We start from the raw sequence: 25,104 nt of genomic DNA on the forward strand, positions 1-25,104 counted from the left end.
GACACATGGCCGACATCCCCGCGCGCACCGAACTCGCCGTCACCACCGGCGCCATCCGCGGCAGCCGCAAGATTCATGTCGGCCCGCTCAGGGTCGCGATGCGCGAGATCGATCTCGAGCCGTCGTCGGGCGAGCCTCCCATCCGCGTCTATGACACGTCGGGCCCCTATACCGATCCGAACGCCCGCATCGACATCATGGCGGGCCTCCCCGAGCTGCGCCGCGACTGGATCCGCGATCGCGGCGATGTCGAGGAAATCGCCCAGCGCGAGGTTCGCCCGGAGGATAACGGCCAGCTCGGCCCGGACCGCTCCGGCGGCGTCCAGCCCTTTCCCAATGTCCGCAAGCGCGTGCTCCGCGCAAAGCCCGGCGCGAACGTCAGCCAGATGCACTATGCGCGCAAGGGCATCATCACGCCCGAGATGGAATATGTCGCAGAGCGCGAGAATCTCGGCCGAGCCCGCCTCGCCGAATATGTCCGCGACGGCCAGTCGTTCGGCGCGTCGATCCCCGATTACGTCACCCCCGAATTCGTCCGCGACGAAGTGGCCCGCGGCCGCGCGATCATTCCGAACAACATCAACCACCCCGAATCCGAGCCGATGGCGATCGGCCGCAATTTCCTGGTCAAGATCAACGCCAATATCGGCAATTCCGCCGTCGCTTCGAACGTCGCGTCCGAAGTCGACAAGATGGTCTGGTCGATCCGCTGGGGCGCGGACACGGTCATGGATCTCTCCACCGGCCGCAACATCCACGACACCCGCGAATGGATCCTGCGCAACTCGCCCGTGCCGATCGGCACCGTCCCGATCTATCAGGCGCTGGAGAAGGTCGGCGGCATCGCCGAGGACCTCACCTGGGAAATCTTCCGCGACACGCTGATCGAGCAGGCCGAACAGGGCGTCGACTATTTCACCATCCATGCCGGCGTCCGCCTGCCTTACGTTCCGCTCACCGCGAAGCGCGTCACCGGCATCGTCAGCCGCGGCGGATCGATCATGGCCAAATGGTGCCTCGCGCATCACCGCGAGAGCTTCCTCTACGAGCGGTTCGACGAGATCACCGAGATCATGAAGGCGTACGACATCGCCTATTCGCTCGGCGACGGCCTGCGCCCCGGCTCGATCGCCGACGCCAATGACGAAGCCCAGTTCGCCGAGCTCTACACCCTTGGCGAGCTCACCCATCGCGCGTGGAAGCAGAACGTGCAGGTGATGATCGAAGGCCCGGGCCACGTCCCGATGCACAAGATCAAGGAGAATATGGACAAGCAGCTCGAAGTCTGTGGCGAAGCGCCCTTCTACACCCTCGGGCCGCTCACCACCGACATCGCGCCGGGATACGATCACATCACCAGCGGCATCGGCGCGGCCCAGATCGGCTGGTACGGCACGGCGATGCTTTGCTACGTCACGCCCAAGGAGCATCTCGGCCTGCCCGACCGCGACGATGTGAAGGTCGGCGTGGTGACCTACAAGCTCGCCGCCCACGCCGCCGATCTCGCCAAGGGCCACCCCGCCGCCAAGGTCCGCGACGACGCCCTGTCGCGCGCCCGCTTCGAATTCCGCTGGCGCGACCAGTTCAACCTGTCGCTCGATCCCGACACCGCCGAGCAGTATCACGACCAGACGCTACCGGCGGAAGGCGCCAAGACCGCCCATTTCTGCTCGATGTGCGGCCCCAAATTCTGCTCGATGAAGATCACCCAGGAAGTCCGCGACTTCGCCGGCAAGCAGAATCAGGGCGTCGAAGGGTTCCTGGCGACCGGCCCGAGCGCTGCGGAGACCGCCGCCGCGAGCAAGGCGGCTGCGCTCGCCGGGATGGCGGAGATGAGCAAGGTGTTCAAGGAGACGGGCAGCGAGCTGTATATGGGGAGTGGGGGACGGGAGCGGGATTGAGAGAGGGTTTTCTTGTAGAGCGTGAAAGCAAGAAAACTGCGAAGCAGATTGATATGGCCAAATTCCCTAAAGACCTTGCAAAGTCAGTCTTTGAAAGCTGGGATAATATCGTCAGCGGCGAATACGTTGCACCCGTATGTCCGTCCCAGAGCCTTCTGAAACAAATATTAGAGGCTTGCTATATTGCTGCAGGGTCTCCGGACGAGGGTCGATACCCGCGGTTCAACGTGATGGTTACGGAAGAGAATTTTTCAGACGATGACCGCAAAGGCGCGATTTATTATAGATTTTCGAAAAATAGAGCCGTTTGCGCAGAGGAGATAAGGCGGCTGGCACCCGCGACGGATTTTAAAAAGTCTGCAATTTGGATAATGTTCAATACAGAAGAGTGCTACGTAGCTGGCGTATGCGATCTTGGAACATCTTGGCATCGAGCGCGACTCGGTTTGAGTTATAGCTATCAAGTGCCGCCTGCGCTACTTGTCCAAGTTGATCGGCCTGGTAAGATCAAAGTGTATCAGGGAGAGTTTGCAATAGCCTCTCTGACCGATGGGAAACTCGTAACCTCGCGCATTGATATACCATTTTTTCTTCACACAGCAGCGCACGATGGTTTTGAAAATATTGCCAGGCATTTTACTGTACCTGAAATAGAAGAACCGAGGGAATTTGAAGATTTTTGGTTTACCGCGCTGTGCAACGTGTTCTCAGCTATAGCTAATTCTATAAGCGCCCTAGAGCATGGTGGGTTACTAGTTATTATTTCTGTTGATAGTGAAGATCCTCTTGATCACGTAAGAATGAAGTATCCATGTGAATCTTCAGCTCTACGTGACGCCTTTGTTCAGTTCATTAATGCTCGAAACACAACTGCTGATTTCTGGTGCGCGGTCGAAAGTGGGCTTCCCAGGCCGGGGGACGCGCAGGGTGCGGAACTAATATTGGCAAATGCCACAGAGCGTTTGGTGGAAGCCATCAGATTTGTCGCGCAATTATCTGGTTGCGATGGGGCAATCCTGCTTACTACGGACCTCAAGCTCCTCGGCTTCGGCGCCGAAATTCGAGCGGAGATGGCTAGCGATTTTTCGGTATCTGAAGTAACGAATGAACTCAGCCAATCGTGCATCCCGTGTGACATCGAACAATTCGGAATGCGCCACAGATCGGCAATAAAGCTCGTCAGCAAGTTGCCGAAGACTTGTGTGCTAGCTGTTTCACAGGATGGACCTGTCAGTGCGGTATGGGCTGGTGAGAAATCAATTATGGTCCGAAAAGGTGTGCCGCTGGGGAACATGAACATCCCGTGGGCATAAGAATATTGGTGGGACGGTTACCGAATCGATCGATTCTGGCCCTCAATAATGATACCGGCACTTCGCCACCTGCAGCGTCTGATCCTTCCCGGTCCTGTCACCCGATACACCAACCGATACTCATGGTTGATCCGCCGCGACCACCAGTCTGACAGGTTGCCGCCCAACGGCCCGGGTTTGCCGGTGCCCGTGAACGGAAAGCGCCGACAGTCCTCAATCAGCGCATTGAGCTTCTCGGACAGCCGCGGCCGCGAGCACGCCTGAGGGTGGTTGCAACAGCCTATTGCCAACAGTTGGAAGTGTCCGCTCGCACGCGAGAATGATTGCCACGACGCTAAAGCACACCGTGGCTGGATTATCTTGGACGCCTTTTTTACGCGAGAGACAATGCGCTGGTTTTACGGCGCCATATTCCGCTTCCGGGCCTGCATCATATGCTCGGACGCACGTCGCTGCGTTGATGGCAGTTTGAGGACCGACACATTCAAATTCCTTCGAATTACCGGAAACATGTGGGTCGGCTTTTTAGTGTGGTGTCCTGCACCCGAACGAGACCAATGACTTTAGCGGCTGGATTCTGTTCTCATCCTCCGCTGTCAGACACATGGCAGAGAATTTCGATATCGATCGCAACAAGGCTTTGCATCGCGGACTGATTTGGGTTTCAAAGGATTTCCATCAACCCATTTCATGAAAGCGACTGTAATGACGACTTCCGCCAGTCTCTTGGCTTATGTGACGAACGCGCAGGACAATGGTGCTTCGGCCGGCGTCGGATCGGTCATTCCGGTCGATCTCGCGACGGGAAAGGCGCTGGCGCCTATCCCGATGGGCGAAGGATCGGGGACCAACTGCATCATCGTCACGTCGGATGGCAAAACCGCCTTCGTCAGCAACGAGTTCTCGAATGCTTCGGATGGCACGGTCTCCAAGATCGACCTGGCTTCAGGCACGGTCCTGTGGTCGGTCACCGTCGGCGCTGAGCCGGTCGACATCGAGTTCGTCCCGAACACCAATGAAACATGGGCCTGGGTCGCGAATTACAAGGGCGGTGCGGTCACGACGGTGAACCTGGCCGACGGCAAGGTGGGCACTACGATTTCGGTTCCGGGGTCGGGCGCCAACACGGTCGCTTTCACGCCCGATGGCAAGACGTGCTACGTCGCGGACTGGGGGACGGACAGCGCGGCCGGTAACATCGTGACGCCGATTCAGGTGACCGGAGATGGCGCGTCGGGCACGGTCCAGCCGTCGATCACGGTCGGGCTCAATCCGAACTGGGTTGCCATCACCAGGGACGGCGCCACGGCCTATGTCGCCAACAAGGGCAGCCGCAGCGTCACGCCGATCGATGTCGCCACGAACACCGCCGGGACCCCAATCGAATTGACCGGACAGCCGATCCAGATCGAGATCAGCCCCGACGGCAAGCTGGCGTACATCGCGGTTGCGGGGACCGATGTTGCGGGGAACGCTATCGACGCAGTGGTTCCCTTGGATCTGACGTCCAGGCCCGCCACTGCCGGGCCGGCAATCAATGTTGTCGCGGGGACCCAACCGCACTGGATCGCCTTCACGCCCGACGGTGCCAGGGCCTATATCGTGGGTAACGGCAACGGCACGCTGACCCCCATCACGGTTGCGGACAACACGCTGGGAGAGCTCATCATCGTCTCGACCGACCGGGCCGCGGATATCCTCGGCATCGCGATCGTGGCGGCCAGCTAGGCTTGCCAGCCAGCATTGATTCTCACGGATTTGGCGTCCGCCTCCCGGCTGCGGCCGGGAGGCGGCTTCGCCTCGCGCCGCAATGCGCCACTCCCGCGCTCGACAGAGCGGCCCCAAAAAACCCTTTCAACGTAGGATTTCACCTGCTCCGCACTCACAGATGAGCAAGCGACCAGATCCGGAAGGCTTCGCGCGCGCCACCGGCCTCAGCGATCCCGCCACCCTCGCCGATCCGGCGCCCGCGCCCGCAAGCGCCAATGCGCTCGTCGTCACCGAAGACCCCGACGACGCCCCGCCCGACCCTACGCCCCCGCCGACTATCGCTGGGTCCCCGTCCGCCGCCGTCCGCGCCTGCGCACGGGGCCGCCGGCAGGGGGCGTGATGGTGTCAACTTTCGCGCCGCGCCCGCACCGCTGCTAGGCTCCGCCCATGCGCGCCCGCAACCCGCTCTACGTCATGGCCAAGCCGCCGCCCGAGGCGCAGGCGCTGATCGCCGCGCTGCCCCGCAACGATCCCGGCCGGCCCCCGGAATTGTTGCACGTTACGTTACTTTCGCTGTTCGATCTCCACTACGCCCCGCCCGAATGGCTGCCTCAGGTGATCGCCGCGCTCGACGGGTTCGACGCTCCGGCCTTTCCGCTCGCCTTCGACCGGATCGAGAACCGCAAGGCCGTCACGCTGCGCACCCGCGATCCGCTGGCGCAGGCCCGCGCCTTCCAGGCCGCGCTCGTTCGCCATCTGCTCGAACGGCGTGCGCCGATGATGCTCGGCACCACGCCCGAGCCGCATGTGACGATCAACTATCATGGCGACCGCCTCCGCGCGCAGAAGATGCCGGCGATCGGCTGGACCGTGACCGAGATCCTTCTGGTCGAAAGCGTGGTCGGCAAGACGACTCATGTCGAGCATGGCCGCTGGCCCCTGCGCGGCGCTTGACACGTCGGAACATAAAAGGAACATTGATCCGCCAGCAACCCGGAGAGTCCGATGCCCGCCAGCGATTTCGATTTCCAGCAGGGCCGCTGGCAGGTGAAGCACCGCCGCCTCCGCGCGCGGCTGGCCGGGTGCACCGATTGGGACGAGTTCGACGGCACGTGCGAACAGCGCCCGATCCTCGGCGGCGCGGGCAATATCGAGGATAATCTCCTCCACTTGCCCGATGGCGATTATCGCGCGGTCGCGCTGCGCTCATTCGATCCCGCCGGCGGCGCCTGGGCGATCTGGTGGCTCGACGGGCGCAATCCCCATGCCATCGACGTGCCGGTGATCGGCCGGTTCGAAGGTGGCGCGGGCAGCTTCCATGCCGACGATGTGCATGAAGGCCGCCCGGTGCGGATGCGCTTCCTTTGGCTCGGCACCGATACCGGCGCGCCACGCTGGGAACAGGCGCTGTCGGCCGATGGCGGAGAGAGCTGGGAGACCAACTGGACGATGGACTTCACCCGGGCCTGACCCGCGCCGCATCGTGCCGGACCGGAATATTTTTGTTCCACCCGCGATCCGGATGCCCCTAGACTGCGCGCCGGTGCAGGTTCTGCCGGGGGAGAGCGATGGCGCGGGGCTATCTTGACGATGTCGAGTTGCGAATCTTCCTCGCGGTCGAGATCGTCGTGAATCTCGTCCTGGCGTCGTTCATCCAGTACAGCTTCTTTACCGACATGCGGATCGACTGGCGCGACCTCGCCGCCGCGTCGCGATCGACGGCATGGTTCGCCAGCGCGATCGTCTTCTTCATGTATTATATCTGGTCGTGCCGGAAGCTCGCGGCCTGCCTGATGTACGAAAGCACGCCCCAGCGCCGCGCCCAGATGGCCCTGCAGCTGGTCAAGATCGCGCTGGTCCTCATCCCGTTCGCGACCTTCGACTATTGCCATTATTCGCATCATCTCACGGCGCGAAAGGAAGCCGGACTGCTGATCCCCACCACGGTGTTGATGCTGGTCTGGTGCGTCGTTTATGCATTGGCCGGCCGGCTCTGCCGGCGCGTGGAGAGTTGAGATGGCGATCGAGACGGCCAAGAAGAAATTCCACCTGATCGCCTGGCTCAAGGGGAAGGGGAAGAGCGGCCAGATCGACGACGGCTTCGTCACCCGGGCCGATTTCGAAGCCCGGCTGCGCAATATCCACAATGCGCTGGGCTTCGATCTGTTCGGCGAAACCTCGTTCCAGCACGGCATCGCCCATTCGGCGTACGAGGCACAACCCAAACTGCCGCGCTACGGCCCGTCGATGAGCGACGCGTGGAGCGTGTTCCAGTCGGCGATCCGCAACGTCCGCGGTCCGAACAGCCTCCAGGTCGTCGACCAGATCGTCAGCGAGGATATCCTCACCCACGCCGTCACCTTCGGCAGCCCGCATTCCAATTTCGTCTCGCGCAGCTCGCTCGGCTACGCACTCGAGGCGAAGGACATGGAGCTCAGGCCCGAGCCGCTCACCCACGGCCGCGCCCGCGTCGTCTTCGGCAATGGCAGCGAAGGCGACGAGACGCAGGTGGAGCGTCTCGGCTCGCTCGGCTATCGGGAAGCCAACTGGACGCTGGAGATCGAGAACCACAAGGGCGAGCGCGAGATCCGCACACCCCGGCTGAACAGCGACGGGCAATTGCTCGAGGATTATCTCGTCGTCTCCAACGTGCCCAATATGTGTTCGTCCGAGACCGAAGCCTGCCTGCGCGCGCGCGCGGCGCTGAAGCAGCTCGTCAACGGCCCTCGCGAGGAGCGCCAGACCGAAGCCTATCAGCGCGAGCGTGACAGGCTGGTCGCCGCGTCGGACGACAGCAGGATCAAGCGTGTGCTGATCGTCGGCGGCCTGCATGGTCCCGGCACCTCGGCCGCGCGTGCGGTATTCGGCGAGGACGACGCGCTGGACCGGCTCGTCCGCGAAGTGCGCGAGCATGGGCTGGAAGGCCGCTCATGGCAGGCGGTTTACAAGGTCGGCCGCGTCGAACGGAAGACGATGGTCGACCGGATTCGCGACGTTCCCGACCTGAACTCGGTCGACCAGATCCCGCAAATCTTCCCTTTCGACAATTGAGCGCCACCATGCGTCCCCGCCCTCTCGCCCTCGCCCTGCTCGCAACCGCCCTGCTCTTCGCGTGCCCCGCCGCCGCGCAGGACAAGCCGGCTACCGCGCCGCCCGCCGCCGAAGACAATGGCGAGATCGTCGTTACCGGTCGTGAGGTCCGCGACGATCAGGTTCGCGATTTCGTCTCGGGCCTCACCGGCAATATCGGCAGCGATCCGCTTCCGCGTTTCGTCGATGCCGAGCTGTGCCCGGTCTCGCTCGGCCTCACCCCCGCCTTCGACGCCGCGATCACGACCCGGTTGCGCCGCGTGGCGATGGCCGCGAACATCCGCGTCGCGCGCGAAGGGTGCCGCGCCAATGCGCTGGTCATCTTCGCCGCCGACAAGGACGCGACGATCCGCGCATTGCGCAAGGGCTATCCCCAGCTCTTCTACCAGCCGACCGGCGCCCCGGTCCGCCTGCGCGACAAGAAGGAGCCGGTCACCTCATGGGTGATCAGCGATTTCGTCGACAGCGAAGGTGTGGCCGTACCGATCGATACCGAGACGGGGCAGTATGTCCTCGAATCCTCCGGCTCGGTCTCGCGCCTCACCAACCCGATGCGCCCGATCTACCGCATGTCGGTGCTGGTGATCGAGATCGCTGCGGTCGAGGGTCTCACCATTACCCAGATCGCCGACTATGCCGCGATGCGCGCCTTCACCGGCGCCAACCCCGATCGCGTCCGCAATGCCGGCGTCCCCACGATCCTCACCATTGTCGAAGCGCCGATCGGCAGCGAAATCCCGAACAGCATGACGGCGTGGGATCTGGGCTTCCTCCGCGGCCTGTACGCCGCGCCGCCCAATCTGCGCGCGCCGGCGCAGCGCGGGCGGATTGCGCGGGATTTGAAGCAAGGGACAAACGCCGGAAGCGAAACAGGCGACCGGCCAGCGCCCTGAACATGCCCCGGCTCGCTCATATCGCCCTGGTCGTCCGCGACTATGACGACGCCATTGCCTTTTATCGCGACAAGCTCGGCTTCACGCTCGTCGCCGACGAATATCAGCCCGAGCAGGACAAGCGCTGGGTGCTCATCCGCCCGCCCGGCGCGCCGGAGCACGCCACTACCCTCCTCCTCGCCCGCGCCGCGACGCCCGACCAGGAACGCTTCATCGGCGATCAGGCCGGCGGCCGCGTCTTCCTGTTCCTCGCCACCGACGATTTCGATCGCGACTTCGCCGCATATGCCGCCGCCGGCGTCGAGTTCATTCGCCCGCCGCAAGTCCAGCCCTATGGCAAGGTCGCGGTCTTTCTCGATCTCTACGGCAATCGCTGGGACCTGATCGAATTCGCCGAACCCGGCTGACCCGCCTCGCGCGACGTGACAATCGCGGACCGTATCTTCATGATCGCATCACCAATGGCGCGATCGATCTTGTTCCGCTGGCGTTACGACTTTGATCCATGTTAGCCCCTGTTCCGAGGAGAGCCGGTCCATGAGCGAAGCGCAGAGCCCAGCCGAACGCGTCCGCCGGGCCTATGTCCAATGGGAAGCGACGAAGGGCGCCAGCGCCGATTGCTTCCTCGACCTGATGGCCGACGATGTCCGCGCCGCCACCGCGCTCTCGCCGCTGGAGGATCATCCGATGGCGCGGGAGCGCGTGGGCAAGGCGTTCGCCCGCGACTATCTCGAATCGCTGCCGCTCAATCTCGACATGCTTGCCTTTCCCACCGACGAAGTGGTCGATGGCGGCGATACGGTGGTCTGGATCGGCAGCTGCCGCTGGCGCGATCGTGCCTCGGGCAAGGAGACCGAGACCGTCAAGGTCGATGTCTGGCGTTTCCGCGACGGCAAGGCCGTCACCATCCTCGAAATGTTCGACACGCTCGGCTTCGCCCGGCTCAACCGGATGATCTGAACAGGAGAGAGTCATGCGCCTCACTGCCCTGACCACCCTGGCCGCCGCATCGGTCGCGGCGCTGGCTACCGGTCTTCCTGCGATGGCGCCTGCCGCGCTGCCCGACGTCTATCCGACGCCCAAACCGACTCCGACGCCAAAGCCCTCGGGCGGTGGCGGCCGGCCGCACGTCAAGCCGTTCGACGGCGGCGGAGGACAGGAATTGTCGGCGCCCTCCGCGCACTGGGCAACGGCGGCTCCGGCGTATCAACGCGCCCGCACCTCGGGCACTTCGCCCCAGACGCGCGGCGAATATGCCACCTGCGCGGCCTATTGGACGAACTGGGCGAAGGCGCTGAAGGCCAACCGGCTCTCGGCTGCCGACCTCCGGCCGCTGCCCACGGCGGTGCGCTTGCCAGCGGCACAGAAGACTGCGCAGGGCTGGCTTGCCGCGCTGAAGCCGAAGGGCGTGTCCGAAGCCGATCTCGCGGCGGAGCAGGCCGCCACCGGGGCCCGGATCGACGCGGCGATCGGCGGTGATGCCGGTGCGGCGAGCGCAGTGATCGAGTGGCTCGGGCTCTGCCCGGTGCCGAAGGGTTAGAACGCCCCCGGCGTCTCGCGCTGCACCGTGCTCGGCCGCTCGGGCTGGAGCAGTTCCTGCCGTCCGGTCACCGACAGGGTGCCGATCCCGCCGCCCGAGCTGATCGCGGTGCAGCTGCGCCCGGCAAGGAAGTCGATCGCCGCGCGAGTCGATGCTTCATTGGGATCGCCCATCGGCCGGGTCAGGTCGTCGCTCGCCCGGCAGGTGCGCGGCATCACCGTCGCCAGGCCATCGAAATAGGCGCTTTGATGGTCGCGATTCTCGACGGCGAAGGCGATCACGCGCAGCCGGTCGTCGCAGGCCGAACGGTCGAGCGCAATCTGGCCGACCGGCTTGCCATAGGTGTTCGTGCCGATCAGCGCCGAATTGGTCCCGAGATAGGGGATGAAGGCGTTGATCACGAGTTCGCTGGCCGATGCCGTACCCCCGGTGCCGATGAACGCGACTCGCGTCGGCGCGATCGATTGCGACTGTACGCCGAAATAGTCGGTCTCGTTGTTGGCCGACTTGCTCGACCGGAAGGTGGTGTAGGCGAAGACATCCGAGGTGGAACGATTGCGGCCCAGCAGGTCGCCCATCAACTCGGCAATCGAGACCAGCCCGCCGCCATTATAGCGGAAGTCGACGATGATGTTGGTGATGCCGGCCGCCCGGAAATTGGCGAAGGCGCTGCGCAGCGCCGGATCGGCGGTGTTGATGAAGGTGCGCAGGTTCACATAGCCATATTGCTGGCCGCCTTCGGTGATGATCTGCGCGCCATAGCGTGACGAGACCGGCGTCAGCGAATAGTCCGCCTTGGCCACCGTCAGGTTGCGTTGCCCGCTGGAATCATGGACCCGCAGCACACGCGTGGTGCCCGGGGTGCTCGGCCCCATCGCATCGACCACGGCCTGCGGCCCGCCCGACGCCATGAGATCGGAAACCGTCTGCAGCGTGGCCACGCTGGTGCCGATGGAGTAGATTTCCGCCCCGCGATCGATCCCCGCGGTCAGCGCCGGCGTGCCTTCGAACGTCTCCGATACGAAGACGCGGCGGTTGACCGTATCGTAGCTCAGCCGGAAACCGAATCCGGCGCTCGAACCCGAATTGTAATAGGCATCTTCCTCGGCGATCGAGGTGATATAGGTGAAATAGCGATCGCGCCGCTGGCTGCGCGCGGTGGCGGTAAGCGCGTCGAGATAGTCCTGGACGGTCGCATAGCCGGCGGGATTGAGGCTGGCGGGCAGCGTCTCGGGGAAGAGATACCATTCGTTCATCTGGGCAAGCACCCAGGCCTTGCGATCGGCCAGCGAACAGGCGCTGCTGGTCGGCGTCGGAGTCGAGCCTCCGGTTCCTCCGCCACCGGCAACGGTGCCGCCTCCGCTGCCGCCACAAGCGGACAGCATTGCGGCCAGACTCAACAAGGCTCCGAAACGACCTGGCTTCACGTGATTTCTCCCACCTGGCGTATAACCTAGCGGAAGAACGGGGCCTGCGTCTATCGCCGTAAGTGTCTCACGCAGCGCGGGATTTTTCCAGCACCGGCGGCGTCCTCCGGCCCAGCGCCCGCCCCTTGCCGTCGCGCTTCGCCGCGTACAGCGCTTGGTCCGCCAGCCGGACGAGACCGTCATAGCTGTCGGCATCGTCGGGAAACACCGCGAAGCCAAGGCTGGCGCCCACGGGCACCACGCCGCTGTCGATGGCGGCGGGCAGGCACAATCGGGTGACCAGCGCGGTCATCCGTCCGTCGAGCGCGCTGCGGGCAGGCGGCGCCGGAAGCATTGCGATGAACTCGTCGCCGCCGAGCCGTCCGGCGGTGCCGTCGCCGCCGGCATGTTCCTTCAATCGGCCCGCGACTGCCTTGAGCACGGCGTCGCCAGCATGGTGGCCGTGCGTGTCGTTGATCCCCTTGAAATCGTCCAGGTCGACCAGCGCCAGCGCGAAGCGATCGCGCGTCCGGGCCGAGCCGCCGGCAATGCGCGCCTCCACCGCTTCCTCGAACGCACGGCGATTGTGCAGGCCGGTGAGCGGATCGAAGGTGGCGAGATCGCGGATCTGCTTTTCCAGCGTCAGCATCCCGATGATGTGGCGTTGCGAATCGCGCAGGAAGCCGATCTTGAGCGCCGCCACGGTCAGCATGCTGAAGGCGATCGCCCGCTCGGTGAAATCGCCGGCGGCCAACATCGCGATGCCGCTCGGTGCGATGCCGATCACCAGCACCGCAACCGAGGTGCGGCGCAGCGACGCCAAGCAATGCGCGATGCTGAAGGTTCCGAAGGCGAAGCTGACCGGGATCAGGATCGGATGGCCGAAGCCGCCCATCAGGAAGGTGAGGACGGTGAAGGCGCTGACCAGCCCGACCGACGCGAGCGCGGCGACATGCGTACCCTCAAGTTGGCGGCGGATGATCTCGAGCGAGGGCCGCTCGCGATGATTACGCCGCCGCCACAGCATCAGCCGCCACAGGCTGAACAATGCGATGATCGGCGTCCAGGCATAGGCGCCGACGGGTTGCCCGTCGTGCCACAGCACGAAATCGACGATCAGGACGTTGGTGAGCGCAATGCCGTGGAGGATAGGAATCTGACGCCGGGTGCTGTCGAACTGGAAGGCGGACAGCGAGTCGCGCACCTCGGGCGGCACTTGCGGCAGCATCGTGTCGCGCGTCGATCCCAAGCGTCCGTCCCCCCGAGCGGTGTCTCGGGGATAATACTGAGCCCCCTGGCTTAAGATCGGGTTAGCCAGGCGTCGATCGCGGCATAGCCATGCGCCGGCAGGCCACGCAGCCGCCTGGCATCCATGCCTCCCAGCGCAATCACCGGCACGCCAAGATCGCGAACCAGCAGACCGAAGCGGACCCGGCCTAGCGCGCGCGCACCGGGATGCGAGCGGGTGGCGAAGACCGGAGAGACGAACAACGCGTCGGCGCCGCGCCGGATCGCGCCGATCGCTTCGCGCCGCGAATGGGCCGACGCGGTGGTGAGCCCCCGCCCGCTCGGGCGCGCATTATGGACGTTCGCGGTGCCGCCGCCGGCAACGACGAGGATCAGCCCCCGCCGCTTCGCGACCTTCTCCACTCGCCGGAGCAGAGTCGCGCGGTCCGGCGCGCCATAGTGGCGAAAGACCACGCCGCCACCGCGCGGCAAGCGTTCGAGCGCGGTCCACAGGCCATTGCCCATCCGCGCGTCGGTCATCAGCCAGCGGGTCGGAATCGGGGGGTGGCGGCGCGGCATGGCCCCTCCTATAGCGGCCCCCATGCCGTCCGACGATGCCGCCTCTCGCCTCGCCACTGTTCGCGACCAGATCGCCCGCGCCGCGAAGACCGCGAGCCGCGATCCCGCCGACGTCACGCTGATCGCCGTCTCCAAGACGCATGACGCCGACGCCATCCGCCCGCTGATCGCGGCGGGGCAACGCGTATTCGGCGAGAACCGCGTCCAGGAGGCCGCGGCGAAATGGCCGGAGTTGCGCGAGACGACTTCAGACATCGAACTCCACCTCGTCGGCCAGCTCCAGTCGAACAAGGCCGAGGAAGCCGTTGCGCTGTTCGACGCGATCCATTCGGTCGACCGGCCTTCGCTGGTGACGGCGCTGGCGAAAGCGATGGACAAGGCCGGCAAGCGGCCCGCCTGCTTCATCCAGGTCAATATCGGCGAGGAAGACCAGAAGGGCGGCTGTGCGATTGCCGATCTGCCCGCCCTGTTGGCCGAAGCTCGCGCCGCCGGCCTGCCGCTCGCCGGGCTGATGTGCGTACCCCCGCTCGATCTCGAACCCGCGCCGTGGTTCGCGCTGCTGGCGAAGCTGGCGCGTGATCATGACGTCACGGGCCTCAGCATGGGCATGTCGAGCGATTTCGAAGCCGGAATCTGGCTCGGCGCAACGCATGTGCGGATCGGCACCGCGTTGTTCGGTCAGCGGAGTTGAGGCGCGGATGGGCCTGACCCAACGCCTCGTCCGATTGTTGCCGCGCCGCTGGGCCGGGGCGATCGAACGCGAATCGCGCGAATGGAAGATCGCCTGCGTCCGCTGCGGCGGCGAGCGATCGGTGTGGGACACGGGCGGCGTGCGCTATCGTGCGAGCGGTGAGCCCCGCGTCCCGATCCGTTGCAGGTCGTGCCGTACCACCAGCATCGGGCGCATCTATCGCCGGCGGAGTGACGCATGACCCTGACGACCCGGTTCGACGCCATCCTGTTCGATTTCGACGGCGTGCTGCTTGAAAGCGAGTTCGCGGGGAACCGCCAGATCGCGGAATATCTGACGGGGATCGGCCATCCGACCACGCCCGAGCAATCGATGGCGAACTTCATGGGGCTGGCCGGGGGCGATTTCCTCGCCGCGATCGAGCGCTGGATCGGCCGCGCCATCCCCGACGACTTCCACGATGCCCGAGCGGTCGAGGACAAGCGCGCGATCGAGGAAGGGCTGGAGGAAGTGCTCGGCGCGATCGCCTTCGTCCGGTCGATGCCGCCCGAACTGCCCCGCGCGATCGCTTCGTCGAGCACGACGCGCTGGATCGGCGCGCATCTCGACCATCTCGGCATTCGCGATGCGTTCGAGGGGCGGATCTTCTCCGGCCGCGAGCATGTGGCCAACGGCAAGCCCGCGCCGGACATCTATCTCCACGCCGCGCAGGCGATCGGCGCGGATATTCGCCGCTGCGTGATTCTGGAGGATTCGCCGGTAGGCGTGACCGGCGCCGTCGCGTCGGGCGCGCATGTCATCGGGCTGTGCGCGGGACGGCATTGCGCGCTGGACCATGCCGATCGCCTGCGTGCGCTGGGCGTGACCGAGATCGCGCATGATTTCGACGAAGTGGCTCGGCTGATCGCCTAGAGTTGGTGCCCGGTGCGGTCGCGCTTGGTCGCCAGATAGCGTTCGTTGTGCGGATTGGGCGGCAGCTTGTGTGCGACCCGCTCGGCAACCTTGACGCCAGCCGCTTCGAGCGCGGCGACCTTTTCCGGATTGTTGGTCAGCAAGCGCACCGTGCGCTGGCCGAGCAGGGTCAACATGCGTCCGGCAACGGCGAAATTGCGCGCATCGATCGCGAAGCCGAGACGGGTATTGGCGTCGACCGTGTCGAACCCCTGATCCTGCAGCGCATAGGCCCGCAGCTTGTTGATCAGGCCGATGCCGCGCCCTTCCTGACGCAAATAGAGCAGGATGCCCCAGCCGCTCGCCTCGATCGCGCGGACCGCTGCGTGAAGCTGAGGCCCGCAATCGCATTTCAGGCTGCCGAGCACGTCGCCCGTCAGGCATTCGCTGTGCAGCCGGACAAGAGGCGGATTGCCATCGGGCTGGCCGATCAGCAGCGCGACATGCTCGCCGGGCATCTCGTCGGTGCGGAAGGCGACGATCTCGCTGTCTTCGGCGCCCGCCACCGGCAGGTGTGCGCGCGCGACGATGCGGAGGCGATCGGCATCCTCGTGCGCGTCGATATCGGCGATGGAGATCTCATCCTCCCCAGCCGCAGGGCGCGCGAAAAAGGCCGGAAGCACCCCCGCGATCCGCGCGAGGCGCAGCGCGGCGGCGGCGGCATCGGGCTGCACGACCGGGATCGCGCGGAACGGCCCCTTCAGCGGCGTCGCCAGATCGAGCTGAGGATCGGCGAGCGCAGTCGCGGTATCGAAATCGAGCCATGCGACGCGCTCGACCAACACCGGGCCATCGGGCGTTGCGGCGTCGCGCTGGTTCGCCAGCTTGAGCGTCGCGGCCCGGCCGGCGGACAGGAGCAAAGGGGCCTGGTTCCCGGGATCGAACGCACGCAGCCGCCCGGCATCGGCCGTCTCGACCGCGAGCAGCGCCAGCCCTTCGATCGCGACCGGCCAGCCGCGGCGCAGCGCGTCGATGGCGCGGGCAGCAGCGCGCGGATCGCTCAAAAGTCGAACTCGGTGACGATCGGCACGTGATCCGAGGGCTTGAGCCAGCTGCGGCACGGCTCGCACACGCGGTGCGACAGCGCCTTTTCGGCGAGCGGGGGGCTGGCCCACATATGATCGAGCCGGCGGCCCCGATCCGAGGCTTCCCAATCCTTCGCGCGATAGCTCCACCAGGTGAAGTTCCGCTCGGGAGCCGGGATGAACCGGCGGCCGAGATCGACCCAGCCGTGCGCGGCCTGAAGCCGGGCAAGCGCCTCGACTTCGATCGGCGTGTGGCTGACCACGTCGAGCAGCTGCTTGTGGCTCCACACATCGCATTCGAGCGGGGCGATGTTGAAATCGCCGGTGAGGATCGTCGGCACGTCGAGGCCGGCGGACCATTCGGTCATGCGCTGGACGAAATCGAGCTTCTGGCCGAACTTGGGGTTCAGATCGCGGTTCGGAATGTCGCCGCCGGCGGGAACATAGACATTCTCGAGCCGAACCCCGTTGGGTAGCCGAACGCCGACATGGCGCGCCTCGCCATTGGCCTGCCAGTCGAGCCGGTCATCCTCGACGATCGGGATCCGGCTGATGATCGCGACGCCGTGATGCATCTTCTGGCCGTGGATGATCACATGATCATAGCCGAGCTTGCGGAACGGCGCGGCGGGGAAATCGCCGTCGATCACCTTGGTTTCCTGAAGGCAGAGAATGTCGGGCGCTTCCTCGCGGAGGAATTGCTGAACGATGTCGATCCGGAAGCGGACCGAATTGATGTTCCAGGAAGCGATTGTCGTCGTCATCGCTGCGCATGTAGCGCGTTTACGGCGCGGTTCCAGCCCAGCGGCTACGGTGCGAGCCGGTCGAAAAAGGAAAGGCCCCCGCTCCGGGGGCATTGGAGCGAGGGCCGACCTGGCGTTCGTCACGCAGGCGGGAGGTGAGATCCCAGGCAACAGGGGGAAAATCCCGGGTACGCCTCACTTCCGCAACAACCGTTCTAGTGTCGGCTTCCTGCACGCTACATGAACGAAATTCAGGGACGGTTGGCGCCACTCCTCCGCGGGTCGTTCCAACGGAACGCTCCGTCGGCGATCGCCGCGTTGAACTTCTGGTTCGACAGCCGGATCGTGGTGCGATTGTTCTGCGAATCGAGCGCGACCCAGCCCTGAAGCATCAGCCCGCCCGGCGCGGATTCGGAGCGCTGGAAGATCAAGGTAATCCGGCCATATTCGGGATGCGCCTTGTCATGCACCTCGACCGAGACGACGCGCGAATCGCCGGTCGGCACCAGCTTCGCGAATTTGGTGATGTCGCGCTTCGGGTTGAGCAGCACCGCGAGCGGCGAGTTGCCAATCGGCCAGCGTTGGACCTGGCGCACCTGATAATCGATGAAGAACAGCGAGCTGCCGTCCGCGACGATCAGCTGGGGTACGCCCTTCTGATACTGGAAGCGGATCTTGCCCGGACGCTTGAGCGTCATCGTGCCGGTGAGGACGCGACGGTTGCGGTCTTCCTGGCTGAAGCTGGCGGTCATGCTGCTGACCGACTGAAGATGGCCCTGCACCTTCACCAGATCATTCTCGGGCGCTGCGGCGACCAGCAGCGGCGTCGCCACGGCGAGGGTCAGTAGGGTCGGCAGTCGAAACACGTAATTCTCCGAATCTGTCTTGGCCGGCGGCCCTAAAGCCCGCGGCTTGAATGCCCCGTGAACCCGCGAGCGGGTCGTTTCGATCCCGTCTAGAGCGGCCGGCCGTCGGTATCCATCAGCACTTCGCGGCGGCCGACATGGTCGGGACGCGAAACGAGGCCATCCTTCTCCATTCGCTCGATCAGGCGCGCGGCAGTGTTGTAGCCGACGCGGAGCTGGCGCTGGAGCCACGAGGTGGACGCCTTCTGACTCTCCGCGACGAGCTGGGTCGCGCGGCGATAGGTCTGTTCCTCGGGGCTGTCGTCGCCCTCCGGGCTGCCCTCGAGCGCGAACCCGCCATCCTCGGGTTCCTCGGTGACGGCGGTGATGTAATCGGGCTCGCCCTGGCCGCGCCAGAAGTCCGACACCGCCTGCACTTCGTCATCGCTGACGAAGGGGCCGTGGACGCGGGTGAGCTGCTTGCCGCCGGGCATGTAGAGCATGTCGCCCTTGCCCAGCAGCTGTTCGGCGCCCTGTTCGCCCAGAATCGTGCGCGAATCGATCTTCGAGGTGACGTGGAAGCTGATCCGGGTCGGCAGATTGGCCTTGATCACCCCGGTGATGACGTCGACCGAGGGGCGTTGCGTCGCCATGATCAGGTGGATGCCCGCCGCGCGCGCCTTTTGCGCAAGGCGCTGGATCAGGAATTCGACTTCCTTGCCCGCGGTCATCATCAGATCGGCGAGCTCGTCGACGATGATCACGATCTGCGGCAGCGGCGAGAGGTCGAGCGTCTCTTCCTCATGGATCGGGCGGCCATTCTCGTCATAGCCGACCTGCACCTTGCGGCCGAGCTTCTGGCCCTTTGCCTTGGCCTGGCGCACCTTGTCGTTGAAGCTGGCGAGGCTGCGGACGTTGACCGAAGCCATCATCCGGTAGCGGTCCTCCATCTGCTCGACCGCCCATTTGAGCGCGCGGACGGCCTTGGGCGGCTCGGTCACCACTTCGGCGAGCAGGTGCGGGATGCCCTTGTACATGCTCAGTTCGAGCATCTTGGGATCGATCATGATCATGCGGCACTGATCCGGGGTGAGCCGGTAGAGCAGCGACAGGATCATGCAGTTGAGCCCGACCGACTTGCCCGAACCGGTGGTGCCGGCGACGAGCAAATGCGGCATCGGCGCGAGATCGGCGATGATCGGCTCGCCAGCGATATTCTTGCCCAGCACCAGCGGGAGCGACGCACCCTGATCCTCGAACGTCTCGCTGCCGATCAGTTCGTGGAGGTTCACCCCCTCGCGCTTCGCGTTCGGCAGTTCGATGCCGATAACGCTGCGGCCGGGGATGGTCGCGACGCGGGCGGAGATGGCGGACATGTTGCGCGCGATATCGTCGGCGAGCTGGATCACGCGGCTGGCCTTGATGCCGCTCGCAGGTTCCAGTTCGTACATGGTGACGACCGGGCCGGGGCGGACCTCGACGATCTGGCCCTTCACGTTGAAATCGTCGAGCACGCTTTCGAGCAGGCGGGCGTTGCGCTCGAGCGCCGCCTTGTCGATCGCGGCGTTGCTGTTGGGCGGCGCGGCCTTGAGCAGATCGAGCGGCGGCAGCTTGTAGCTGTCCTTGAAATCGAGGCTGGTCTGGCTCGGCGGCTTGCTGCGCGCCGGGCTGGGCGAGATCTGGCGATCGGCGATAACCGGGCCGGGACGCGCATCGGGCATCGCCACCTTGCGCGGCTGCGGCTTGGGCGAATCGTCGGCGCGGGCCGGCTCGTCATAATCGCGTTCGCGCTCCGCCGTCTTGGGCTTGAACGGGATTTGCGGGATGGCCCAATTGCGTTCGGGCAAGGTGAAGTCGAGCGCGCGCGCCCAGATCCACAGGCCGGCAAAACCCAGCACCAGCGCTATGCCGCGGCCGATCCACAACGCCACGCCGGCATCCGCGATATATTCGAGGCCCGAGCTCAGCGTCTTGGCGATCATCATGCCGGCAAGACCGGCGCGGCCCGCCGGCAGGGTCGAATCGACCGGCACGAACGCCAGTGACGCGCCGAACAGCACGGCGCCGAACGTGCCCCAGCGCAGCATCGTGCCGAACCCGGTGAGCGGGCGATCCTGCCACAGTCGATTCGCCGCGATCAGCCCAACCGGCATCAACAGCCACACCGGCGCGCCGAGCAACGAGAAGAGGATGTCCGACACCCACGCGCCCAGTCCGCCGACCATGTTGCGGGCGGGGCCGGCGGCCGCAGTGTTCAGCGAAGGATCCTGCGCGTGATAGCTGATCAGCGCGAGGCTGAGCAGCAGCACGCCGAGAAAGAGCGCAACGCCCCCGATCAGTGCGCCGCTACGGCGCGCGCCAGCCTTCATCGTGTCGCGCCATTGCGGCGCCTTTGCGCGGGACGCCATCGTCCAGCCTCCGGAATTTGCAGGGGGTGCGCGGGAATCATCGCGTCTCGCGAGTCCCGCGTCAAGGGTTGGAGGGTGTGGGCTGGTGCGGTCCGCAGCGAACCGCTACGGGCAACGCATGGACCGCGCGGACCTTATCATCCTCGGCGGCGGGCTGGTCGGCAGCGCGCTCGCGACGGCGCTCGATGCGCATGGCCTCTCGTCGATCGTGATCGACACCGCAGATCCCGAAAAGATTCTCGCCGCCTCCTTCGACGGCCGGGCCTCTGCGATCGCCAGCGCGCCCCATCGCATGTTCGAAGCGATCGGCGTTTCGCAACGGTTGGCAGGGCTGGGCTGCCCGATCCAGGGCATCCGCGTGTCGGACGGGCTGGCGCCGGGCAAGCTCGACTTCGCACCGGCCGATGACGACGGCGCGCTGGGTTATATGTTCGAGAATCGCGAACTGCGCCGCGCGCTGCTCGAAGCTGCGCAGGCCGCGCCGCTGGCAGACGTGCGGATGAAAACGCGCGCGGTTTCGGTCGAACGCGGGCCGCATGGCGTCACGGCGCTGCTCGATTCGGGCGCGACGGTACGCGGCGAACTGCTGATCGCCGCGGAGGGCCGCAATTCGCCGACTCGCGAGGCCGCCGGGCTTAAGGTCGCGCGGTGGAGCTACGATCATGTCGCGATGGTGATCTCGCTTCATCACGAGCGTCCCCACGAGAACATCGCCTACGAAATTTTCTATCCCGAAGGGCCGTTCGCGATCCTGCCGCTGGTCGATGACGAACATGGTCACCGGTCGGCGATCGTGTGGACGGTGAAGACCGAACATGCGCCCGCGATGATGGCGCTGTCCGACCGCGCCTATCTGCACGAAGCGGAAAAGCGGATGGGCGGGTTCCTGGGCAAGCTCGATCGGCTGACCGCCCGGTTCAGCCATCCGCTTGGATTCCATCACGCCGCGTGGATCACGAGCGACCGGCTGGCGCTGGTCGGCGACGCGGCGCACGGCATCCATCCGATCGCGGGACAGGGCGTCAATGTCGGCTTCCGCGACGTGGCGACGCTGGTCGAAGTGCTGGTCGAGGGCAAACGCGTCGGCCTCGACATGGGCGATCCCCAATTGCTGGCGCGCTACCAGCGCTGGCGCGGGCTCGACACCTTCATGGTCGCCGCCGCGACCGATGGCCTGACCCGCCTGTTCGGCATGCCGGGCAAGACCGTGTCGGCGGCGCGCCGCTTCGGCCTGTCGGCAGTCGATCGCCTGCCTCCGCTCAAGCGCGCCTTCATGAGCGAAGCGCGCGGCGAAAGCGGGGATGTGCCCAAGCTGCTGCAGGGGTTGATGGTCTAGGGCCTGCGGTTCAGGCGGACGCCCCGGCAAAGAACATCAGATGCACCAGCCGGCCATTTTCGGGCCGGTCACCGAACCCCGGCGCGCTGTTGTGGAACATCCACGGACTGAACAGGATCAGCCGGTTGAAGCGCATCGGCACGGTCATCGTCCGTTCCCAGCGCGCAGGCTTCAGCGTGTCGCGATTGACGACGTCCTCGATCAGCGTGTTGACGTCCGAATAGCCGCTTTTCGCCAGCTCGAGCGGAGTCAGCGGCACGCGATCCAGCCCGGTCGGCTTGTGACGGAAGAATTCGGTACCGCCCCGGCAATGCTCGGGCAGGCTGAGATAGAGGATGCCGGAATAATAGCAGGGATCGATATGGACCCCGCTGATGCCCTTGTCGCCCTTCAGCGTCAGGCGGCAATGCTGGTGCGTCGTCCCGGCGGCGGGCTGAAGCTTCACCCCGGCACGCGCGCCCGCTTCGGCATCGAGGCCGTTCACAGGCAGCGGCCGGGTGGATAACAGACCCGGATAATTGCCCTGTTTGAACTGCGGATCGTAATCGAGCGCCAGCGCATGGGCGCGAAAGCCGTGCGGGTCGGTCAGGAAATCGTCGACGATGATCAGCGAAGGGAGCATGGCGGCAAGGATTGGCAGTTTTGGCCGCGGCTTGGAATAGCGCGGCGCAACGGAGGACCGAATGAGCGGCGGCGACGATTCCTATGTCTATGACGAAGCGACCGGCGAATGGATCAGCGCCGAAGATGCAGCCGCCAGCGCGCCTGCGGTGGAAGTCCGCGATTCGGTGGGCAATTTGCTGGCCGATGGCGATCAGGTGACGCTGATCAAGGATCTGAAGGTGAAAGGCGCGGGACAGACGCTGAAGCGCGGCACGCTGATCAAGTCGATCCGGCTGACCGGCGACGAGCAGGAGATCGATTGCCGCTACGAAGGGATCAAGGGGCTGGTGCTGCGCGCCGAATTCGTCCGCAAACGCTGAACCCTCGACGGAGCGCCACCGTCTGCGGCATAGGTGCGGTAACCGGTGGACAGGAGAGACATATGAAGCGCTTCATCATCGTTGCCGGACTGGCGGTCGCGGCGTGCAACGGTCCGGAAACGGCAAACGAAGCCGCTGCGGACAATGGCGTGCTGGCGGCGGGGCCGATCACCAACATCGATGCCGTTGCCGCGGTCAACCTGCCCGCGGGCCTCGCGCCGGTGATCGAAGCTGCGGTGCCCGGCATGAAGGTGAACGAAGCCGAGCGTAAGGAACGTGAGGGCCGGGTCTATTATGACGTCGAGGGCACGAAACCCGACGGCAGCGAGATCGAAATCGACATTATCGAGGAGAAGGGCGCGTTCCGCGTCGTCGAGATCCAGCGCGATATCGCGTGGAAGGACGCGCCGCTGATCGCGCAGGCCGCGGCAAAGGCCAAGACCGGTGTTTTCGCTCCGGCGCGCGTGATCGAAAGCACCCAGACCGACGGCAGCGTGATCTACGAGCTGTTCAAGCCCGGCGAGCCGAAGGAACCGGCGATGGAAGTGCGGGTGAAGGACGGCAAGGCCGAGGTGCTGACCGAGCGCTGGGCGCACTGAGGCGATAGCAATGCCCCGATCGATCCGCGGCGCCGTCCATCATATCGACCTCAACGTCACCGATCTGGAAGCGTCGCGGCGAGTCTATGGGCCGGTGCTCGAATTCCTCGGCTATGAGCAGGTCAAGGATAGCGACGGATACGAATGGGACTTGAAGGAGCCCGGCGACGGTCGCGGCGCGTCGATCGGATTGCGCGCCTGCGATCCGGCCGAAGCCGGGCATCGCCATCGCCGCTATGCACCGGGCCTGCATCATCTGGCCTGGCGCGCCGAGAGCCGCGAGGATGTCGACCGGCTCCACGCGCTGCTGATCCGACATGGAATCCCGGTGCTCGATCCGCCGGCGCATTATCCGCAATATTCGGGCGACTATTATGCGGTGTTCTTCGAGGATCCCGACGGGATGAAGCTCGAACTGGTCCACGCGCCGGGCTGGATCTGAACGCAAAGCGACGGGCCCGGAGCGATCCGGGGGTACGGGCCTACAATGCGTATCGAAGCTTAGAAGCGGAACGCCGTGCCGACATAGACCGCCTGGCTGTCACGGCGGTTGTCGGTCAGGCTCGGGTCGATCCGCTCACGCTCGCTCTTGTAGCGGACGCCTGCGGTGACATCGAGGTTGCGAGTCAGCGAATAGCTGCCGCCCACGTCGATCGAATAGCTGGGCTTGTCGCCGATCAGCGCCGGCGTGTTGGTCAGCGGACGATCGGCGATCGCCGAGACGCGGCCGCTGGCCTTCTTGCCCGAATAGCTGAGGTTCAGATCGGTGGTTTCGCGGCCGCCGGGCTGAGACACCAGATCGACGCGAGTCACATCGCCCGAAACGGCGAAGCGCTTCCAGCCGACCGACACGCCCAGATTATAGGCGATCGGCGCGACGTTGACCGTCGGCGCCGCGTTGCGCTCAACCGCATTGCGCGTCGAATTGGCGCGAACCGCGACCATCACCGCGCGATTGTTGCCATTGCGATTGGCCGAAGGCGTGAAGCGGAAGCCGGTTTCCGACAGGCCGCTGCGCGACAGAACGGCGGCGAGCTTCGGATCGGCGGCCGCCGGGGTGAAGATACCGATTCCGGTCCGGAGCGGCGCGCGCTTGGCCTGGACGACCTGGCGATTCTCCTGCGCCTGGAGCGCGGGCGCAACGAAAAGGCCGGCAGCGCACAGCGCCCCCAGTCCCAGTCCCGTCACAACGCGTCCGAGTCGCATCTTCATCCCTCCCAATTGGGGGCTTCTACCACGATTCGGAAGAGTGGTTCCACATGGGCAGCCATTTTCCGAGTCAGGTGTTGCACAGTACCCACAGAATCGCCGCGCGCGCGGCCCGCCTTGCTCCGGCCATATCTCCCTCTATAGATGCTGGCCTTGCCTTATTCTGCCTTTAGGAAGCTGTTGATGAACCGCCTGTTGCGCACTGCGATCCTGGGGTCGCTCATTCTTCCCCTCGCCGCATGCGGTGGCCGTGAACGTCCCGAGACCGATATCGCCGCTTCGAAGGTGACCACGATCGGCGTGAATTCCTATCTGTGGCGCGCCAGCCTCGACACGCTGAGCTTCATGCCGCTGCTGCAGACCGATTCGAACGGCGGCGTGATCGTGACCGACTGGTATGTGAACCCGAACGTCCCGACCGAGCGGATGAAGGTGACCGTTACCATCCTCGACCAGGATCTGCGCGCCGATGCGCTGCGCGTCGCCGCACTGCGCGAAGTGAACCGCAACGGCGCATGGGTGACTGCCCCGGTGCAGGCCGCGACGGTGCAGAAGCTCGAAGACATCATCCTTACCCGCGCCCGCGACCTTCGTCGCGCCGCGATCGCCGACTGACCGGCGCCGTAACCCGAATTTTCGAGGGGCGGGCTCCGGA

Annotated in this window: 30 protein-coding genes; 20 read left to right on the forward strand and 10 right to left on the reverse strand. The window is 65.2% G+C overall.

The features are described from left to right. Window positions 1–5 precede the first annotated feature (5 nt). On the forward strand, window positions 6–1,901 hold the full coding sequence (gene thiC, locus HHL13_RS16050; RefSeq protein ID WP_169556604.1) for a phosphomethylpyrimidine synthase ThiC: 1,896 nt from the start codon (window positions 6–8) through the stop codon (window positions 1,899–1,901). Beyond that, window positions 1,898–3,214, forward strand: a complete 1,317-nt coding sequence (locus tag HHL13_RS16055; protein WP_169556605.1) for a putative sensor domain DACNV-containing protein — start codon at window positions 1,898–1,900, stop codon at window positions 3,212–3,214. Before thiC ends, HHL13_RS16055 begins: the two co-directional genes overlap by 4 nt. A gap of 17 nt (window positions 3,215–3,231) precedes the next feature. On the opposite strand, the gene HHL13_RS16060 is transcribed toward HHL13_RS16055, so the two are convergent. Then, window positions 3,232–3,504 carry a Txe/YoeB family addiction module toxin gene (locus tag HHL13_RS16060; RefSeq protein ID WP_277346995.1) on the reverse strand — a complete coding sequence of 91 codons (273 nt, stop codon included), beginning with the start codon at window positions 3,502–3,504 and terminating at the stop codon, window positions 3,232–3,234. Between the two features lie 415 nt (window positions 3,505–3,919). On the opposite strand from HHL13_RS16060, the gene HHL13_RS16065 reads away from it, so the two are divergent. The 10 genes from HHL13_RS16065 (at window position 3,920) to HHL13_RS16110 (ending at window position 10,447) form a co-directional block, all read left to right on the forward strand. Then, window positions 3,920–4,942 carry a beta-propeller fold lactonase family protein gene (locus HHL13_RS16065; protein WP_169556606.1) on the forward strand — a complete coding sequence of 341 codons (1,023 nt, stop codon included), beginning with the start codon at window positions 3,920–3,922 and terminating at the stop codon, window positions 4,940–4,942. Between the two features lie 160 nt (window positions 4,943–5,102). Next, window positions 5,103–5,324 carry a hypothetical protein gene (locus tag HHL13_RS16070; RefSeq protein ID WP_169556607.1) on the forward strand — a complete coding sequence of 74 codons (222 nt, stop codon included), beginning with the start codon at window positions 5,103–5,105 and terminating at the stop codon, window positions 5,322–5,324. 47 nt (window positions 5,325–5,371) lie between these two features. After that, a complete protein-coding gene (locus HHL13_RS16075; RefSeq protein WP_169556608.1) occupies window positions 5,372–5,878 on the forward strand; it encodes a 2'-5' RNA ligase family protein in 507 nt (168 codons plus the stop codon). A gap of 51 nt (window positions 5,879–5,929) precedes the next feature. Further along, on the forward strand, window positions 5,930–6,394 hold the full coding sequence (locus tag HHL13_RS16080) for a DUF1579 domain-containing protein (protein ID WP_169556609.1): 465 nt from the start codon (window positions 5,930–5,932) through the stop codon (window positions 6,392–6,394). Window positions 6,395–6,492: 98 nt separating this feature from the next. After that, window positions 6,493–6,939 (forward strand): hypothetical protein, encoded by a 447-nt coding sequence (locus HHL13_RS16085; RefSeq protein WP_169556610.1) that lies wholly within the window; start codon window positions 6,493–6,495, stop codon window positions 6,937–6,939. Between the two features lies 1 nt (window position 6,940). Next, window positions 6,941–7,975 carry a hypothetical protein gene (locus tag HHL13_RS16090; protein WP_169556611.1) on the forward strand — a complete coding sequence of 345 codons (1,035 nt, stop codon included), beginning with the start codon at window positions 6,941–6,943 and terminating at the stop codon, window positions 7,973–7,975. 8 nt (window positions 7,976–7,983) lie between these two features. After that, entirely contained in the window at window positions 7,984–8,907 is a 924-nt protein-coding gene (locus HHL13_RS16095) for a hypothetical protein (RefSeq protein WP_169556612.1), read from the forward strand. Between the two features lie 2 nt (window positions 8,908–8,909). Then, window positions 8,910–9,314, forward strand: coding sequence for a VOC family protein (locus tag HHL13_RS16100; protein WP_169556613.1), 405 nt, complete (start codon window positions 8,910–8,912; stop codon window positions 9,312–9,314). A gap of 130 nt (window positions 9,315–9,444) precedes the next feature. Next, window positions 9,445–9,867: a nuclear transport factor 2 family protein gene (locus HHL13_RS16105; protein ID WP_169556614.1), complete on the forward strand. Its 423-nt coding sequence runs from the start codon at window positions 9,445–9,447 to the stop codon at window positions 9,865–9,867. 13 nt (window positions 9,868–9,880) lie between these two features. Further along, window positions 9,881–10,447, forward strand: coding sequence for a hypothetical protein (locus tag HHL13_RS16110; RefSeq protein WP_169556615.1), 567 nt, complete (start codon window positions 9,881–9,883; stop codon window positions 10,445–10,447). Here HHL13_RS16110 and HHL13_RS16115 read toward each other — a convergent pair. The 3 genes from HHL13_RS16115 to HHL13_RS16125 form a co-directional block, all read right to left on the reverse strand. Then, a complete protein-coding gene (locus tag HHL13_RS16115; protein ID WP_240953874.1) occupies window positions 10,444–11,850 on the reverse strand; it encodes a S41 family peptidase in 1,407 nt (468 codons plus the stop codon). The two genes, HHL13_RS16110 and HHL13_RS16115, sit on opposite strands and share 4 nt — an antisense overlap. Before the next feature lie 91 nt (window positions 11,851–11,941). Next, window positions 11,942–13,102 (reverse strand): GGDEF domain-containing protein, encoded by a 1,161-nt coding sequence (locus HHL13_RS16120; protein ID WP_169556616.1) that lies wholly within the window; start codon window positions 13,100–13,102, stop codon window positions 11,942–11,944. A gap of 50 nt (window positions 13,103–13,152) precedes the next feature. Next, the gene (locus HHL13_RS16125) at window positions 13,153–13,659 is read right to left on the reverse strand and encodes a thiamine phosphate synthase (RefSeq protein WP_169556617.1); all 507 of its coding nucleotides are present in this window, start codon (window positions 13,657–13,659) and stop codon (window positions 13,153–13,155) included. 22 nt (window positions 13,660–13,681) lie between these two features. On the opposite strand from HHL13_RS16125, the gene HHL13_RS16130 reads away from it, so the two are divergent. Genes HHL13_RS16130 through HHL13_RS16140 form a run of 3 tightly spaced genes read left to right on the forward strand, consistent with a single transcriptional unit; the run spans window position 13,682 to window position 15,262 of the window. Further along, window positions 13,682–14,350, forward strand: coding sequence for a YggS family pyridoxal phosphate-dependent enzyme (locus HHL13_RS16130; protein WP_169556618.1), 669 nt, complete (start codon window positions 13,682–13,684; stop codon window positions 14,348–14,350). Window positions 14,351–14,357: 7 nt separating this feature from the next. Beyond that, complete coding sequence (locus tag HHL13_RS16135; protein WP_169556619.1) at window positions 14,358–14,591, forward strand: hypothetical protein; 234 nt, start codon at window positions 14,358–14,360, stop codon at window positions 14,589–14,591. Next, the gene (locus HHL13_RS16140) at window positions 14,588–15,262 is read left to right on the forward strand and encodes an HAD family phosphatase (RefSeq protein ID WP_169556620.1); all 675 of its coding nucleotides are present in this window, start codon (window positions 14,588–14,590) and stop codon (window positions 15,260–15,262) included. Before HHL13_RS16135 ends, HHL13_RS16140 begins: the two co-directional genes overlap by 4 nt. Here the strand turns inward: HHL13_RS16140 and ribA are convergent. From ribA to HHL13_RS16160, 4 genes are all read right to left on the reverse strand, one after another. Continuing rightward, on the reverse strand, window positions 15,259–16,305 hold the full coding sequence (ribA, locus tag HHL13_RS16145) for a GTP cyclohydrolase II (protein WP_169556621.1): 1,047 nt from the start codon (window positions 16,303–16,305) through the stop codon (window positions 15,259–15,261). The two genes, HHL13_RS16140 and ribA, sit on opposite strands and share 4 nt — an antisense overlap. Further along, entirely contained in the window at window positions 16,302–17,090 is a 789-nt protein-coding gene (locus HHL13_RS16150; protein ID WP_169556622.1) for an exodeoxyribonuclease III, read from the reverse strand. Before HHL13_RS16150 ends, ribA begins: the two co-directional genes overlap by 4 nt. A 230-nt stretch (window positions 17,091–17,320) precedes the next feature. Next, window positions 17,321–17,935, reverse strand: coding sequence for an outer membrane lipoprotein carrier protein LolA (locus tag HHL13_RS16155; RefSeq protein ID WP_346775575.1), 615 nt, complete (start codon window positions 17,933–17,935; stop codon window positions 17,321–17,323). Between the two features lie 89 nt (window positions 17,936–18,024). Further along, a complete protein-coding gene (locus HHL13_RS16160; RefSeq protein ID WP_169556623.1) occupies window positions 18,025–20,322 on the reverse strand; it encodes a DNA translocase FtsK in 2,298 nt (765 codons plus the stop codon). A 118-nt stretch (window positions 20,323–20,440) separates the two neighbouring features. Between HHL13_RS16160 and HHL13_RS16165 the strand changes: the two genes are divergently transcribed. Further along, window positions 20,441–21,658, forward strand: a complete 1,218-nt coding sequence (locus HHL13_RS16165; RefSeq protein ID WP_169556624.1) for a UbiH/UbiF/VisC/COQ6 family ubiquinone biosynthesis hydroxylase — start codon at window positions 20,441–20,443, stop codon at window positions 21,656–21,658. A gap of 10 nt (window positions 21,659–21,668) precedes the next feature. Here the strand turns inward: HHL13_RS16165 and HHL13_RS16170 are convergent, their stop codons facing one another. Next, a complete protein-coding gene (locus tag HHL13_RS16170) occupies window positions 21,669–22,280 on the reverse strand; it encodes a DUF6445 family protein (protein ID WP_169556625.1) in 612 nt (203 codons plus the stop codon). Window positions 22,281–22,341: 61 nt separating this feature from the next. On the opposite strand from HHL13_RS16170, the gene HHL13_RS16175 reads away from it, so the two are divergent. The 3 genes from HHL13_RS16175 to HHL13_RS16185 all read left to right on the forward strand — a co-directional run bounded on the left by HHL13_RS16175 (window position 22,342) and on the right by HHL13_RS16185 (window position 23,682). Next, window positions 22,342–22,641, forward strand: coding sequence for an alkylphosphonate utilization protein (locus HHL13_RS16175; protein ID WP_169556626.1), 300 nt, complete (start codon window positions 22,342–22,344; stop codon window positions 22,639–22,641). 62 nt (window positions 22,642–22,703) lie between these two features. Next, window positions 22,704–23,240, forward strand: coding sequence for a hypothetical protein (locus HHL13_RS16180; RefSeq protein ID WP_169556627.1), 537 nt, complete (start codon window positions 22,704–22,706; stop codon window positions 23,238–23,240). A gap of 10 nt (window positions 23,241–23,250) precedes the next feature. Continuing rightward, window positions 23,251–23,682, forward strand: a complete 432-nt coding sequence (locus HHL13_RS16185) for a VOC family protein (protein WP_169556628.1) — start codon at window positions 23,251–23,253, stop codon at window positions 23,680–23,682. Window positions 23,683–23,741: 59 nt separating this feature from the next. Here HHL13_RS16185 and HHL13_RS16190 read toward each other — a convergent pair whose 3' ends face one another. Continuing rightward, window positions 23,742–24,446 carry a hypothetical protein gene (locus tag HHL13_RS16190; protein WP_346775576.1) on the reverse strand — a complete coding sequence of 235 codons (705 nt, stop codon included), beginning with the start codon at window positions 24,444–24,446 and terminating at the stop codon, window positions 23,742–23,744. Between the two features lie 186 nt (window positions 24,447–24,632). Between HHL13_RS16190 and HHL13_RS16195 the strand changes: the two genes are divergently transcribed. Next, on the forward strand, window positions 24,633–25,064 hold the full coding sequence (locus tag HHL13_RS16195; RefSeq protein ID WP_169556629.1) for a DUF3576 domain-containing protein: 432 nt from the start codon (window positions 24,633–24,635) through the stop codon (window positions 25,062–25,064). Window positions 25,065–25,104 lie beyond the last annotated feature (40 nt).

The organism is Sphingomonas sp. G-3-2-10 (assembly GCF_012927115.1).
Lineage (GTDB): Bacteria > Pseudomonadota > Alphaproteobacteria > Sphingomonadales > Sphingomonadaceae > Sphingomonas.